The organism is Olsenella sp. CU969 (assembly GCF_905219715.1).
GTDB lineage: Bacteria > Actinomycetota > Coriobacteriia > Coriobacteriales > Atopobiaceae > Granulimonas > Granulimonas faecalis.
Genome location: NZ_CAJMXC010000046.1, coordinates 1 through 14,776, shown reverse-complemented (window position 1 = coordinate 14,776; position 14,776 = coordinate 1). Strand labels below are relative to the sequence as shown.

At 72.4% G+C, this 14,776-nt stretch carries 13 protein-coding genes; 5 read left to right on the top strand and 8 right to left on the bottom strand.

Annotated elements, in window-relative coordinates; all coding sequences use genetic code 11:
* The 4 genes from JX283_RS05740 to JX283_RS05725 form a co-directional block, all read right to left on the bottom strand.
* A partial coding sequence (locus tag JX283_RS05740; RefSeq protein ID WP_204829724.1) for a hypothetical protein occupies positions 1 to 200 on the bottom strand: 200 nt, incomplete at its 3' end.
* Between the two features lies 1 nt (position 201).
* Positions 202 to 711 (bottom strand): aminoacyl-tRNA deacylase, encoded by a 510-nt coding sequence (locus JX283_RS05735; RefSeq protein WP_204829723.1) that lies wholly within the window; start codon positions 709 to 711, stop codon positions 202 to 204.
* 48 nt (positions 712 to 759) lie between these two features.
* Positions 760 to 3,654: an excinuclease ABC subunit UvrA gene (gene uvrA / locus JX283_RS05730; protein WP_204829722.1), complete on the bottom strand. Its 2,895-nt coding sequence runs from the start codon at positions 3,652 to 3,654 to the stop codon at positions 760 to 762.
* Positions 3,655 to 3,726: 72 nt separating this feature from the next.
* Entirely contained in the window at positions 3,727 to 4,638 is a 912-nt protein-coding gene (locus tag JX283_RS05725; protein ID WP_204829721.1) for a transporter substrate-binding domain-containing protein, read from the bottom strand.
* Positions 4,639 to 4,897: 259 nt separating this feature from the next.
* Here JX283_RS05725 and JX283_RS05720 point away from each other — a divergent pair, with 259 nt between their 5' ends.
* The 5 genes from JX283_RS05720 to JX283_RS05700 all read left to right on the top strand — a co-directional run bounded on the left by JX283_RS05720 (position 4,898) and on the right by JX283_RS05700 (position 10,175).
* On the top strand, positions 4,898 to 5,644 hold the full coding sequence (locus tag JX283_RS05720; RefSeq protein WP_204829720.1) for an SDR family NAD(P)-dependent oxidoreductase: 747 nt from the start codon (positions 4,898 to 4,900) through the stop codon (positions 5,642 to 5,644).
* Between the two features lie 164 nt (positions 5,645 to 5,808).
* Positions 5,809 to 6,741, top strand: a complete 933-nt coding sequence (locus JX283_RS05715) for an Mrp/NBP35 family ATP-binding protein (RefSeq protein ID WP_135977650.1) — start codon at positions 5,809 to 5,811, stop codon at positions 6,739 to 6,741.
* Position 6,742: 1 nt separating this feature from the next.
* Positions 6,743 to 8,008, top strand: a complete 1,266-nt coding sequence (locus JX283_RS05710; RefSeq protein ID WP_305082428.1) for an aminoacetone oxidase family FAD-binding enzyme — start codon at positions 6,743 to 6,745, stop codon at positions 8,006 to 8,008.
* A 62-nt stretch (positions 8,009 to 8,070) separates the two neighbouring features.
* A complete protein-coding gene (locus tag JX283_RS05705) occupies positions 8,071 to 9,786 on the top strand; it encodes an NAD(P)/FAD-dependent oxidoreductase (protein WP_204829719.1) in 1,716 nt (571 codons plus the stop codon).
* Between the two features lie 107 nt (positions 9,787 to 9,893).
* A complete protein-coding gene (locus JX283_RS05700; protein ID WP_204829718.1) occupies positions 9,894 to 10,175 on the top strand; it encodes a PTS sugar transporter subunit IIB in 282 nt (93 codons plus the stop codon).
* An 8-nt stretch (positions 10,176 to 10,183) separates the two neighbouring features.
* Here JX283_RS05700 and uvrB read toward each other — a convergent pair whose 3' ends face one another.
* From uvrB to JX283_RS05680, 4 genes are all read right to left on the bottom strand, one after another.
* Positions 10,184 to 12,424 (bottom strand): excinuclease ABC subunit UvrB, encoded by a 2,241-nt coding sequence (gene uvrB / locus JX283_RS05695; protein ID WP_255533464.1) that lies wholly within the window; start codon positions 12,422 to 12,424, stop codon positions 10,184 to 10,186.
* A 13-nt stretch (positions 12,425 to 12,437) separates the two neighbouring features.
* Positions 12,438 to 13,619: a lytic transglycosylase domain-containing protein gene (locus JX283_RS08490; protein ID WP_239652489.1), complete on the bottom strand. Its 1,182-nt coding sequence runs from the start codon at positions 13,617 to 13,619 to the stop codon at positions 12,438 to 12,440.
* The gene (locus tag JX283_RS05685) at positions 13,606 to 14,280 is read right to left on the bottom strand and encodes a dephospho-CoA kinase (RefSeq protein ID WP_204829717.1); all 675 of its coding nucleotides are present in this window, start codon (positions 14,278 to 14,280) and stop codon (positions 13,606 to 13,608) included. Before JX283_RS05685 ends, JX283_RS08490 begins: the two co-directional genes overlap by 14 nt.
* Before the next feature lie 14 nt (positions 14,281 to 14,294).
* Positions 14,295 to 14,705, bottom strand: coding sequence for a hypothetical protein (locus JX283_RS05680; RefSeq protein ID WP_204829716.1), 411 nt, complete (start codon positions 14,703 to 14,705; stop codon positions 14,295 to 14,297).
* Positions 14,706 to 14,776 lie beyond the last annotated feature (71 nt).

The following is a 14,776-nucleotide window of genomic DNA, read 5'->3' as shown; positions in this document are numbered from 1 at the left end:
CCGGAGGCGATGCGGAGCGAGCGATCGGCGCGCTCGGCGCGGGGGTCGGGCGTGGGGGCGGTCGCCTGGGTCTTGCGCGATGCCTCCAAGGCCGCGACGAACATCATGGTCGAGCCCGGGTCGGTCCCGGGGCCGGGGTCGGCGCGCCTCTCGGGCCGTGGGCCGGGGGCCGCCATGTGCCTCGGGCGACGTTGCGCCATCTCAGTTCCCCTCACGCGTGATGTCGGCCAGGTGCGCCCCCGTGAAGGCCACGAGGTCGGTGGGGTCGAGCACGAGCTGCAGCCCCAGGCGGCCGCCCGACACCGCGACGGAGTCGAAGAGCGTTGCCGCCTCATCGATGATAGTGGGGAACGGCCTCCTCATGCCCACAGGGGANCACCCTCCACGAACATAGCCCGTGAGGNGCTCGATNGAAGCNACCGGCANGAGCTCNAGGCGCTTGACACCTGCGGCCGCCGCGGCCTTCTTGAGGTCCACCTCGCACGACACCGGCACGCAGCAGACCACGTGGCCGCCGGACGGCTCCTCGCAGACCAGCGTCTTGAAACAGGCGTCGGGGTCCTCCCCCAACGCCGCGGCCACGGAGTCGCCCAGGTGCCTGCCGGGGACGCCGACGCCGTGCTCGTACTCGCGGGCCTCGTAGGCGATACCCGCGGAGTCCAGCTCGCGCATGGCGTTGGTCTTGGTCGGCCCCTTCTCGCGCCGTGCCATGGTGGCGCCCCCTCCCCGAGATCACACAAGGCACTNCGNAGGGNACCCCTAANGGGGNGTCTCCAACGAGGCGCCCTCCCCCGCCTCGAAGAGGCGGGTCCGCTCGAGCACGGGGGCGAGGAAGCGCCCGGTGACGCTCGCCGGGTTCTGAGCGACCTCCTCGGGGGTGCCCTGGACCACGACCGTGCCGCCGCCGTCCCCGCCATCGGGGCCGAGGTCGATGATGCGGTCGGCCACCTTGATGACGTCGAGGTTGTGCTCGATCACCAGCACCGTGTTGCCGGCGTCCACGAGGCGCTGCAGGACGTCGAGGAGCTGGCGGACGTCCTCGAACGAGAGGCCCGTGGTGGGCTCGTCGAGGATGTAGAACGTCTTGCCGGTCTGGCGGCGGTGGAGCTCCTTAGCGAGCTTGACGCGCTGGGCCTCGCCGCCGGACAGCGTGGTGGCGGGCTGCCCCAGGCGCACGTAGCCCAGGCCCACGTCGTAGAGGGTCTGGAGCTTGTTGCGGACCTGCGGGATGGCGCCGAAGAACGCCAGGGCCTCGGTCACCGACATGTCGAGGACGTCGCTGATGGTCTTGTCGTGGTAGGTGACCTCGAGGGTCTCGCGGTTGTAGCGCTTGCCGTGGCAGACCTCGCAGGGCACGTAGACGTCGGGCAGGAAGTTCATCTCGATCTTTATCTGCCCGTCGCCCTTGCACGCCTCGCAGCGGCCGCCGGGCACGTTGAAGGAGAAGCGCCCCGGCGAGTAGCCGCGCAGGCGGCTCTCCGGCGTGGAGGCGAAGAGGGCCCTGAGGTCGTCCCAGAGGCCGATGTAGGTGGCCGGGTTGGAGCGGGGTGTGCGGCCGATGGGGGCCTGGTCGATGTCTATGACCTTGTCGATGGCCTCCACGCCCTCGAGGGTGCCGTACTCGCCCACAGGGCGCTGGGACCGGTGCACGGCGTTGGTGAGGGCCGGGGCGAGGGTGTCGGTGACCAGGGATGACTTGCCCGAGCCCGAGACACCCGTAACCACGGTGAGCGTGCCGAACTCCACGGAGCAGGTGACGTCCTTGAGGTTGTTGTGGCGGGCGCCCGTGATGGTGAGGGCGCCCCGACCCGGGTCGCGGCGGGNCTNGGGCAGCGCGATGATGCGGCGGCCCGACAGGTAGGCGCCCGTGAGGGAGTCGGGGCAGGCCATGACCTGGGCCGGCGTGCCGGCGCACACGACCTCGCCGCCGAGCTCCCCGGCGCCGGGGCCCATGTCCACCACGTAGTCGGCCGCGCGGATGGTGTCCTCGTCGTGCTCCACCACGATGACGGTGTTGCCCTGGTCGCGCAGGCGCTCGAGGGTGTGGATGAGGCGGTCGTTGTCGCGCTGGTGGAGACCGATGGAAGGCTCGTCGAGNATGTAGAGCACGCCCATGAGACCGGCGCCGATCTGAGTCGCTAGCCGGATGCGCTGGGCCTCGCCGCCCGACAGCGTGGCGCTGGCCCGGGCCAGGGTGAGGTAGTCGAGGCCCACGTCCACCAGGAACCGCAGGCGCTCCACGATCTCGCGCACCACGCGGCCTCCGATGAACTCCTGGCGCTCGTCGAGCTGGAGGCTCTGGAAGAACTCCAAGGAGTCGCGGCAGCTCATTGAGCAGACGTCCCAGATGGACTTCCCGCCCACGGTCACGGCGAGGAACTCGGGCTTGAGCCGGGCGGCCCCGCAGGGGGAGCAGGGCTCCTCNCGGATGTACCTCTCGAGCCGCGCCTTCACCTTGTCGTTGGAGGAGTCGGTGTACTTCTCGAAGAGCACCGACCGCACGCCGGAGAAGNNGGTGAGCCAGTGGGTGTCGCGGCCGTCGCGGGTATGGTAGTCCACCCGCACCTTGGTGGACCCAAGGCCGTCGAGCAGCGCCCGGCGCACCTTGGCCGGGAGGTCCTTCCACGGGGTGGCGGGGTCCACGCCGAAATGGACCACCACGGCGCGGAAGATCTGGGGGTAGTAGTTGGAGCGCCCGAAGAAGCTCCCGAAGACCCCGTCGTCCACGGCGGCGTCGGGGTTCTCCACCAGGGCCTCGGCATCAACAACCCGGCGCATGCCCAGGCCGTCGCAGTCGGGGCAGGCGCCATAGGGGGCGTTGAACGAGAAATCCCGGGGCTGGAGGTCGTNGATGGAATGGCCGTGGACCGGGCACGAGAGGGCCAGGGAGTACTGGAGCAGCTCCCCCTGGGCGTCGGGGCCGGCCTCCCGGGGGGCGAGCACGTAGACGCCCACCTTGTCGGAGGCGATGCGGCAGGCCTGCTCCACGGCCTCGGCGATGCGGCTGCGCNAGGAGGNCCTCNCCNCCACACGGTCGACCACCACCTCGACGGTGTGCTTGTACTTCTTGTCGAGCTTGATGCCGTCCTCGAGCTCCATGACCTCGCCGTCCACGCGCACCCGGGAGAAGCCCTCCTTGAGCAGGTCGGCGAAGAGCTTGGCGAACTCGCCCTTGCGGCCGAGGACCACGGGGGCAAGGACGAAGGCCCGGCGGCCGTCGGCCGCCTCGATGACCTTGTCCACCACCTGGTCGGTGGTCTGCCGCTCGATGACGCGCCCGCACTCCGGGCAGTGGGCCGTACCCACCCGGGCGAACAGGAGCCTGAGGTAGTCGTAGATCTCCGTGACCGTGCCCACGGTGGACCGGGGGTTCTTGGAGGTGGTCTTCTGGTCGATGGAGACGGCCGGCGACAGGCCGTCGATGGAGTCGAGGTCGGGCTTGTCCATCTGTCCGAGGAACATGCGGGCGTAGCTGGACAGGCTCTCCACGTAGCGCCGCTGGCCCTCGGCGTAGATCGTGTCGAAGGCCAAGGAGCTCTTCCCCGAGCCGGAGAGGCCCGTGATGACCACGAGCTCGTTGCGCGGGATGGTGACGTCGATGTCTCTCAGGTTGTGCTCCCGAGCACCGCGGATGACGATCGCGTTGGATGCCACTGGGCGAACCTCCCCCTCACGTGCAGCTGTTCGATGACGGCGCCATGGCGCTCAACCGAACAATTGTACGTTTCAGACCTCGAGGAGGGTGCGGGGCGAGACCTCTTTAGCATCCCTCCACATCTGGGAGGCATCCTCGTCGGTGATGCCGGCGATGACCCGGTTGAGGCTGTCGAGGAAGGCGGTGTCGTCGTGGCGCACGGCGATGCGCAGGGACCCCTCGTCGGCCCGGGGGCACTGGGCAGGGGGGATGGGAGCCACCACAAGCTCGGGGAAGACCCCGGCGCACTGCTCGAAGCCCCGACGGTCGACCACGGTGGCGTCGATCTCGCCGGAGACCACCTTGAGGCAGGGGTAGGTGCGGGACCCGTAGGGAGGGACGTGGACCGCGCCGGGGACCTGGGATATGGCCCGGTCGAGGTCGGTGTCGGAGCGGGCGGCCATGCGGGCCCCCTCGAGGGCCTCAAGGGAGNTGGCTCCGGCGAAGCGGGAGTCGGCCCGNCACACCACGGCGAGGTCCACCGCCGCGTAGGGGTCGGAGAAGGTGATGCCGGTGTCGCGGGACCCGTTGAACACCGAGGAGACGGCGACGTCGATGTAGCCGCGCTTGAGGTAGTCGGCGAGATCGGCATGGTCGACGTCGACCATGCGGGGGCGGCAGCCGAGCCCCTCGGAGACGCGGCTGAGGAAGAAGGCGTCGAAGCCGCTGACGTTGTAGTCGCGGTTCTCCAGGGGAAGGGACCGGTCCACAGAGGGGTCCACCAGCATCTCGTAGGCGGGGTGGGCGCAGTCGATGNCCACGCGGTNGGAGGCCTGGGAGACCGCCGGGGGNTCGAGGAACCCCTCGATGCCGGAGCACCCGGCCAGGGAGGCCGTGCCAACGAGGGCGGCGGCGCCGACGATGCAGGAGCGCAGGAAGGTNCGGCGTCCCATGGGCCGCTCGAGAAGGGGCAGCCCGCCGAGGGGCCGACCGGTCTGTGTCATCGAGCCCCCTCTTCCAAACGCCGCCTCCGGGCCAGACGCTTAATTTATCCTTAAAAGCAGCCTAAACCTCCTTGAAATCGAAGTCAACGTCACCGGTTGCCTTTTTCCCTCTGGGAGCACGGATATTGGTACTTACAGGCACAGCGCGGCCGGCCCCCTGCGACCGGGCGGAGCGGGGAGGACGCGGCGCGGGCGGCCGCGTTTTGTCATACTTTCAACCGATGGCCCCGGAGCGGGGCCCTACGAGAAAGGAAGACCCATGCTTCTCGAGAACAAGGTCTGCGTCGTCACCGGGGGCACCCGCGGCATCGGCCTCGCCTGCGTGAGGGCGTTCCTCGCCGAGGGGGCCAAGGTGGCCCTCTGGGGCTCGCGCCGGGAGACCGTCGACGCCGCCCTCGCCACCCTCCGCGCCGAGGCCGGGGACGCCCCCGTCATGGGCATGGCCCCCGACCTCACCGACGCCGCAGCCGTGGCGTCGACCCTCGACGAGGTGGTGGCCGAGTGGGGCCGGCTCGACGTCATGGTCAACAACGCCGGCATCTCCCAGTCCACCCCCCTGCTCGACTACACCCCCGAGGAGTTCCAGAAGGCCATGGACCTCAACGTGACCGCCGTGTTCAACGGGTGCCAGGCGGCGGCCCGCATCATGGTGCCCCAGGGCGGCGGCTCCATCGTCAACACGAGCTCCATGGTCTCCCTCTACGGCCAGAGGTCCGGCGTGGGCTACCCCACCTCGAAGTTCGCCGTCAACGGCCTCACCAAGTCCCTCGCCCGGGAGCTCGCNCCCGCCGGGGTCCGCGTGAACNCCGTGGCGCCCGGGGTCACNGCCACCGACATGGTGGCCGCCCTGCCCGACGAGGTGGTGGCCCGCATCTCCCAGGGCATCGCCATGGGGCGCCCCGGCACGCCGGAGGAGGTGGCGGACGTCTTCTGCTTCCTGGCGAGCGACAGAGCCTCCTACGTCACCNGGACCGTGGTCTCNGTGGACGGCGGCGCCCTGNTCTAACCTNGCCCAAAGAGGGCGGCGGCGCCCCTCCCGGGCCCGGCACCCCCTCCCGGGGTGCCGGGCCTTCTTCCTCTCGGGCCCGACGGCCGGGGCCGGAAGGGGCGGGGCCCCGGACGGAAGTAGAATGGGCCGAGTGAACACACCGCGACAGTGAAGGAGGGCCCATGGCCTGCTCCAAGAAGGACGGTTCCACAGACAGGGACGGCGGCGCGCCCCAGAGGTTCGAGCAGCACCCCCTCTCGGAGGTGGCGTGCGTGGTGGGCGTGGTCTCCGGCAAGGGGGGCGTGGGCAAGTCCCTCGTCTCCTGCAGCCTCGCCGTGGAGCTCGCCCGCCGGGGCCTCAAGGTGGGAATCCTTGACGCCGACATCACCGGCCCCTCGGTCCCCCGCATGCTCGGCCTGGGCGGCCGGCACGCCACCACCATCGGCGACCTCTTCCTGCCGGCCGTGGGACCCCTCGGCATCAAGGTCATGAGCGCCAACATGCTCCTGGCCCACGAGAACGACCCCGTGCTCTGGCGCGGCCCGGTGCTGGCCGGGGCCATCCGCCAGTTCTGGAGCCAGACCTCCTGGGGCCCCATCGACGTGCTCGTGGTGGACATGCCTCCGGGGACCGGCGACGTGGCCCTCACGGTCTACCAGGCCCTCCCCGTGGACGGCACCGTCATCGTCACCACGCCCCAGGACCTCGTCTCCATGATCGTGGGCAAGGCCGTCAAGATGGCCGCCAAGATGGGCGTGGGCGTCCTCGGCCTCGTGGAGAACATGGGCTACGCCACCTGCCCCCACTGCGGCGAGCGCATCGACGTGTTCGGCCCCTCCCACCTGGAGCGGGACAGCGAGCTCGCCGGCGTGGCCGCCCTCGACCGCCTGCCCCAGGACCCGGCCCTGGCGGCAGCCTGCGACGCCGGCGACCTCGCCAGGTGCCTGCCCGCCGACTTCCTGCCGAAGACCGTGGCCCGCGTGCTCGCCCTGGGGAACGAGCCGGCCCCCGTGCCCGACGTCGCCGCCATGGACGCCCGCTACGAGGCGGCCTACGGCGCGGTGCCCCAGCCGACCGCCGAGGAGACCGTGGACATGACCCCCGAGGAGGTCTGAGGTGGCCCGCGCCGGCTCCCCCAAGGGGCGCCGCTTCCATGCCCGGGCCGTGGCCCGCAGGGAGGCCGCCTCCCAGGCCGTCCCCGACTCCTGCGGCGTCTGCGTGGTGGGGGCCGGCGCCTCCGGCCTCTGCGCCGCCCTCGCCGCCGCGCGCGAGGGGGCCGGCGCGGCGTCGGTCGTCTGCCTCGAGGCCGGCCCGCGGGCCGGCGCGCCCATCCTTGCCACGGGCAACGGGCGGTGCAACCTCTCCAACGCGGACCTCTCCCCCGAGCGCTACAACGACCCGGCCCTCGCAGGGGCCGCCATGGGCCCCACCCCCGAGAGCGACGTCCTCGACCTCTTCGGCGCCCTGGGCCTCGCTTGGGACGACGAGGAGGGCCGCATCTACCCGCGCAGCCGCGCGGCCGGCTCCGTCAGGTCGGTCCTGCTGCAGGCCGTGGCGGCCTCCGGCGCCGTCGTGGGGACCATGCGCCCCGTCACCGCCGTGGAGGCCGCGGACGGTGGGTTCCGCGTGGGTTACGAGGAACGCTTCCGCGAGGACGGCGGCACCGGCGGCTGGCGCCGGCGGACGCTCTTTTGCCGGCGCCTCGTCTGGGCCGCCGGCGGCGGCTCCCAGGACGCCCTGCGGCCCCTCGGCGTGGACGTGACGCCCACCTCCCCCGTCCTCTGCCCCGTGGCCGTGGCGCCCTCGTTCGCCGACGCCCTGGAAGGCCGCCGCGCCCGCGGCGCCGTGCGGCTCCTGCGCGGCGGGTCGCCCGTCTGGGAAGGGCGCGGAGAGGTGCTGTTCCGCAGCGGGGCGCTCTCGGGCATCGTGTCGCTCGACCTCTCGCGCCAGGCCGTGCCCGGGGACGCCGTGGAGGTGGACCTCGCCCCCGAGGCCTCCCTGGACGACGTCGCCTCGCTCGTGGGCCCCCGCTTCAGGCCCCATGGCGCCGACGGCCTGATCGACCCCGCCGTGGCCGAGGTGCTCGCCCGCGAGGCGTCCGGCTCCCACGACCCGGCCGAGGCCATGGCGTCCCTCGTGAAGGCGCTGCCCTTCTCGGTGACGGGCCTCGCCCACCCCGAGACCGCGCAGGTCACCCGAGGCGGCGTGGCCGCCTCGGCCGTGGACGGCTCCACCCTGGCCGTGCCCTCCGTGCCAGGCCTCTCGGTCTGCGGCGAGGCGCTGGACGTGGACGGCCCCTGCGGCGGGTACAACCTCGCCTTCGCGTGGCTCTCCGGCCTGAGGGCCGGCCGATGCGNCCTCTCAAGCCTGCTGCTCCCCTGAANCCACTCCCCTGAAAACATGGGAACAAGGGGAGAAACGACCACTCTGCCCGGGAAGGCCCCATGATCGAAGTCCCCAACATCTCCGTACCGCTGCGCGACCTCGAGCGTGCCGGTGACGAGATGGCCGCGGTCCGAAAGGCCGCCCAGAAACGGCTCCACGTCGCGCCCGACGCCATCGCCTCCCTCGAGATCCGCCGCCGCTCCATAGACGCGCGCCGCGGCAGGCCCATCACCGTGGTCTACACGGTGCGCTGCTTCATGCGCGGCGGCACCAACTCCGAGCGGGCGCTCCTGTCCTCCATCGGGCGCCGCGGCCGCGGGCCCAAGGTGGAGGTCGTGGAGCCCGACGGCAACCCGGTGCCGCTGGTCTCCGGCGCCCCCCTCTCGGACGGCGAGCGCCCCGTGGTGGTGGGCGCCGGCTGCGCGGGCCTCTTCTGCGCCTGGGCCCTCGCCCGCCAGGGTCTCTGCCCCGTGCTCGTGGAGCGTGGCGACGACGCCGCGCGCCGTACCGCCCTCATCGACCGGTTCGACCGCACGGGCGAGCTCGACTGCGAGTCCAACATACAGTTCGGCCTCGGCGGCGCCGGGACCTTCTCCGACGGCAAGCTCACCACGGGCACGAGGAGCCCCTACCACCGCGCCATCCTCGAGGCCCTCGTGGCCGGCGGCGCGAGTCCCCGCATCCTGTTCGAGGCCAAGCCCCACGTGGGCAGCGACGTGCTCCCCCGCGTGGTGACCCACATCGCCCGGGAGGTCGAGCGCCTGGGCGGCGAGGTCCGCCAGCGCTGCCGCCTCACGGGCCTCAGGGTGGAGGGCTCCGGCCTCGGCCGCAGGGTCACCGGCGTGGAGCTGGCCTGGCGGGAGGGGCGGCCGGCCCCCTCGCCCGACGCGCCCGTGGGGGCGCCGGGGCCGGAACGCGCCGAGACCCTCGCCGCTTCCTGCGTGGTGCTCGCCTGCGGCCACTCTGCCCGCGACGTCTTCGAGCTGCTGCGGGACCTCGACGTGGCCATGGAGCGCAAGACGTTCTCCATGGGGGCGCGCATCGAGCACCTGCAGGCCGACGTCGACCGCTGCCAGTACGGCCCGGCCGCCGGCAGCCCCCTGCTCGGGGCCGCCCCCTACAAGCTCGTCTCCCACGTGCGCGGCGCGGCCCCCGCCTACTCGTCCTGCATGTGCCCCGGCGGCTACGTGGTCGCCGCGGCGAGCGAGGCCCACGGGGTGGTCACCAACGGCATGAGCCTGGCCGCACGCGACGGGGCCAACGCCAACTCCGGCATCCTCGTGAACGTCAACCCGGGCGACCTCCCCGGCGACGACGTGCTGGCGGGCGTGGCCCTCCAGCGCCGCTGCGAGCAGACGGCCTACGCCGCCGGCGGCGGGGCGTTCCGGGCGCCGGCGCAGCTCGTGGGTGACTTCCTGGCCGGCACCCCCTCCTCCGGTCCGGGCCACGTGGCGCCCACGTATCCCCGCGGCGTCACCTGGGGGTCGCTCGACGGCCTCCTGCCCGAGACGGTGCTCGGGGCCATGAGGGCGGGCATCCCCGCCATGGCCGGCAAGCTGCGGTGCTTCGCCGACCCAGAGGCTGTGCTCACCGGCGTGGAGACGCGTTCCTCGTCGCCGGTGCGCGTGGTGCGCGACAAAGGATACGAGAGCGTCTCGGTGGCCGGTCTCTTCCCCGTGGGCGAGGGCGCCGGCTACGCAGGTGGCATNATGAGCGCGGCAGCCGACGGCGTGGGCTGCGCCATGGCCGTCGCGGGGCGCATCCGGAACGCCTGACGGGCCCGGCCCCCGCAACGGCGGCGCCCGGCGGGCGCCGAGAACCCGACACAGAGACGACGGCCGGCGCTGGTGACCCCGGCGCCGGCGGCATGGGAGGAACGAGCATGGCGGCAAAGATCATCGTGGCGTGCGGCTCCGGCGTGGCGACGTCCCAGACCGTGGCGAGCAAGGTGCGCCACCTCCTGGANGCCCGCGGCGTCGAGGCCGACGTACAGGCGGTCGAGATCAAGAACCTGCGCCANGCGCTGCGCGGCGCCGACGCCTACATCTCGGTGGTCAAGACCGACGAGAGCTTCCCCACCCCGGTCTTCAACGGCGTGGCCTTCCTCACCGGCATCGGCCAGGAGGAGGAGCTCGAGGAGCTCGTCAAGNCNATCTCCCGCTAGCCCCCTTCCTAGCGCCGGGGGTTCCTCCGACCCCCGAGGCGCTTGCGCGACGCGTGGGACGACCCCTTGCGGGCGCCGGGGCGCAGCCTCGCGATGACGGCNTCCTCGGAGGTCCCCTCCAGGGCGGCGCGCAGCTCCACCACCTGGTCGCGCAGGGCTGCGGCCCGCTCGAAGTCCGTGGCGTCGCTCGCCGCGCGCATCTCCTCCTCCAGGGAGGCCAGCACCGCCTCGGCCTCCTCCCGCGGGAGCTCCGCCAGCTCGGCGGCCACCNGGACGGCNCTGCCCTCCCCCGGGGCCGTGCCCGGCGTGTAGAACTCGCCGTGGCCCAGCTCGTCGCCGTCGCCGCCGTGGCGGCGGCTGCGCCTGCCCACGGAGGCGTCGGCCTCCTCGATGAAGCCCGAGATGTCGTTCACGGCCTTGCGCACCGTCTTGGGCACGATGCCGTGCTCCTCGTTGTAGGCCTTCTGGAGGGTGCGGCGGCGGTTGGTCTCGTCGATGGCCTCGCGCATGGAGTCGGTGACGGTGTCGGCGNACATGATCACCTGGCCGTCGGCGTTGCGCGCCGCGCGGCCCATGGTCTGGATGAGGGAGCGCCGGTTGCGGAGGAACCCCTCCTTGTCGGCGTCGAGGATGGCCACGAGCGACACCTCGGGGATGTCCAGGCCCTCGCGGAGCAGGTTGATGCCCACGAGCACGTCGATCTTGCCCTGGCGCAGGTCGCGCACGATGTCCACGCGGTCGAGCGTGGCGGTGTCGGAGTGCATGTAGTTGACGCGGATGCCCTGGTCGAGCAGGTGATCGGTGAGGTCCTCGGCCATGCGCTTGGTGAGCGTGGTCACGAGCACGCGCTCGTGACGCGTCACGCGGTCGCGGATCTCGGACGTGAGGTCGTCGATCTGGCCGCGCACGGGGCGCACGTCGATGGAGGGGTCGAGCAGGCCCGTGGGGCGGATGATCATCTCCNCGTCCTGCTGGCTCACGGAGCACTCGTAGTCGCCGGGCGTCGCCGAGACGTAGATGAACTGCGGGATACGGGCCTCGAACTCGTCGAAGCGCAGGGGCCGGTTGTCGAGGGCCGACGGCAGGCGGAAGCCGTGCTCCACGAGGGTCACCTTGCGGGAGCGGTCGCCCTCGTGCATGCCGCGCACCTGCGGCACCGTGACGTGGCTCTCGTCGACGATGCACACCATGTCGCTCGGGAAGTAGTCGATGAGGGTGTAGGGCGGCTCGCCGGGCTTGCGGCCGTCCAGGTGGCACGAGTAGTTCTCGATGCCGTTGCAGAACCCCATGGTCTCGAGCATCTCGAGGTCGTAGGCCGTGCGCTCCGAGAGGCGCTGGGCCTCGAGGAGCTTGTCGGCGGCCTTGAGCTCGCCCACGCGGGCGATNAGCTCGTCGTTGATGGTCTTGAGGGCGTGGTTGACCTTGGGGCGCTCCGTGACGTAGTGGGAGGCCGGCCAGATGGGCACCGCGTCGAAGTCGCGGATGACCTCGCCGGTGAGCTCGTCCACCTCGGCGATGCGCTCCACCTCGTCGCCGAAGAACTCCACCTTGAGGGGGTGTTCGGCGTAGGGCGGAAAGACGTCCACGGAGTCGCCGCGCACGCGGAACATGCCCCGCTGGAGGTCGAGGTCGTTGCGGTCGTACTGCACGGCCAGGAGGTTGCGGATGAAGTCGTCGCGCTCCAGAGGCGCCTCCTTGTCCACGTTGGGGGCGAGGCCGGCGTAGTCGTCGGGGGAGCCGATGCCGTAGATGCAGGAGACCGACGCCACCACGATGACGTCGCGGCGCGACAGGAGGTTGGCCGTGGCCTGGTGGCGGAGCTTCTCCACCTCCTCGTTGATGGAGGCGTCCTTCTCGATGTAGGTGTCGCTCTGGGGCACATAGGCCTCGGNCTGGTAGTAGTCGTAGTACGAGACGAAGTACACGACGGCGTTGTCGGGGAACATCTCGCGCATCTCGGCGGCCACCTGGGCGGCGAGCGTCTTGTTGGGCTCGAGGATGAGGGCCGGGCGGTTGACCTTCTCGATGGTCTTGGNCACGGTGTAGGTCTTGCCGGAGCCGGTCACGCCCATGAGCGTCTGGTAGCGCAGGCCCTCCTCGACGCCGCGGGCGAGCCTCTCGATGGCCTGGGGCTGGTCGCCCGCAGGCTCGTAGGGCATCTGCACGGAGAAGTCGGGGCTGCCGCCCTCCCGCCCGAAGCGGACGAGCCCGGCGCCCACGCGGCCGCGGCCGGTGTCTCCCTGGTCCATGTGGCTGCCTCCCTTATCGCGTGACGGCGTCGTCGACGAGGCCGTCGGGGTAGAGTGCGCGGTACTGCTCGTAGGCCTCCGTGACCTTCTCGAGGTAGAGGCGGGTCTCGGGGAACTCGATGGCGTCCCTGAAGTCCGAGTCGCCCCCGCCCCAGGCGCTCGCCGCGCCGGGNCCGGCGTTGTAGGCCGCCACGGCCCTGTCGGTGGAGCCGNCGGAGTCGAGCAGCGTGGCGAGGTAGGCCGTGCCGTACTCGATGTTGGTGGCCGGGTCGGAGAGGTCGTCGGGGTCGTAGACGCTCCCGTCGACGATGCCGCGGTCCGCGAGCTCCCGGGCCGTGGCCGGCATGAGCTGCATGAGGCCCTCGGCACCCGCGCCGCTCCGGGCCGTGGAGACCCAGTTGGACTCGCTCTTGATCACCGCGGCCACAAGGGACGGGTCCACCCCGTGGCGCTCGGCGGAGTCCTGCACGGCCTGGGCGTAGTGCACCGGGTAGAGCCAGTGCCGGATCGNCGCGCCCGGCAGGAGCCCCAGGGCCACGGAGAGCGCCCCCATGAGCACCATGAGCAGGATGGGGACGGTGCGGAACCAGCGCCAGAACCGCAGGCGGCGGCGCCCGAGGGGCCCCTTGGAGGCGGACGCCTTGGACGCGGCTCCCCCGGACGGGGCACGGCGGCGCCTGCCGCGGGACGGCCCCTCCCAGGCGCCGTCGTCCCAGGCGGCGCCCTGACGGTCGAGGAGCTCGCGGGCGGCCCGGGCGCGCTGGAGGTCGGCCGGCGGCGCGGCGGCGCGGCGGGCGGCCGGACGGGCCTCGGTGCGGCCGTCCGTGCCTAAGGACCGCTCGAGGGCGGCCGCCCGGGAGTAGACCGTCGGGTCCACGGCGGGGGCGCCGCCGGCAGCCGGGGCCTGGACGCGGGTAGCGCCGGGGTCGGCCACGGCCACGGTGTCCGGCGCGGCCGCGAGGCACGTCGCGCCGAGATCGTCCGCGGGCGGGGCCATGACCGTGGCGCCGGGGTCCACGGCCACGGTGGCCTGGGCGGCGGAGAGCACGGTGGCATCCGGGTCGGCGCCCGACACCAGCCGGGTGGCGTCGGGGTCGGGCACGGCGGCGCCGCCGGCGGCATCGTCCAGGCCCTCGTCGCCGGGGCCCGCGTAGGGGTTGTCCCGCCGGGGCGTCCAGCCCTCAGCTGCAGCCATGGTCCCCTCNTCCNTCCAAGCCGTTGGCGTCCCACCACTCCCGAGCGCGGCGCTCGAGCGTCGCGAGGTCGCCGTCGTTGTCGATGACCGCCGTGGCCCGGGCCTCGAGGTAGGCGTCGGTGGGCTGGCCCTTCACCCGGGCGTCGAAGTCCCCGCCGTCCATGCCGCGACCCTCGGCGAGCGCGNGGCGGCGGTCCTTGCCCGTACGTACCCACACCNCGTCGTCGGCCAGGGGGAGGAGGNCCTCCNNGCGGTCNAGCAGCGGCACCTCCACCACGCAGGTGGCGGGGCGCGACGAGGCGCACGAGACGGCCGTGAGCNGGTCGGCCAGCCGCTCGCGGATGTAGGGCAGCTNCACGGCCTCGAGCCGGGCCGCCCCCTCGGACGTCGCGAAGGCGGCCCGGGCGAGGGCGGCGCGGTCCACNGACCAGGAGCCGTCGCAGGGCACCNAGCGACCCCCCTCCTCGTCGAACAGCGCGCCGCCCAGGGCCACCTCGGGGCCGAAGGCGTCCACGAGCTCCTCGACGCAGGCATCGTCGGAGGCAAGCACCTCTCGCGAGACGTCGTCGAGGTCGATGCGCTCGGCGCCCAGGGACTCGAGCACGCGGCCAACGCACGACTTGCCCGACGCGGTGCCGCCCACCAGGAACACGGTCCTCATGGTCTCCCCCTCCCTCAGGAACGGCCCTCGAAGGTGGTGCCGCAGCGACNGCAGCGCACCCGCACCTTGCCCTTGCCGCGCGGCACGCGCAGCCGCTGGCCGCACCGGGGGCAGGTGAGCACCTTGTGGCTGCGGCGCTCGCGCAGGGTGCCCGTGGGCGACGAGACCCAGGGGCGCAGGGGCCCGAGACGGCCCATGAAGCGCTCGTTCTCCCGGGCCCGTGCGGCCACGTCGCGCGACAGCATGCGCCACCACCCGTAGACGATGAGCGCGAGGGCCACGACGGACAGCCACCACGCCGGCACGAACAGGTAGACGACGATGAGGGCGAGGGCGACCCACGTGCATACCCGCGTCATGTCGTCGGGGCCGTTTCGCCCCCGCATGAACTCCTGGACCCGCCTGTCGAAGTCTCCCTTGGCCATGGGGCCGCCTCCCGTCGATGGCGGGCGGCCCGGGACCGCCCGCGTCGTATGCGCAGTCCCCTATCCTACCC

Coding starts and splice junctions, on each gene's coding strand:
- JX283_RS05715 (WP_135977650.1), top strand. CDS start 5,809: ATGGCCTGCTCCAAGAAGGACGGTTCCACAGACAGGGACGGCGGCGCG.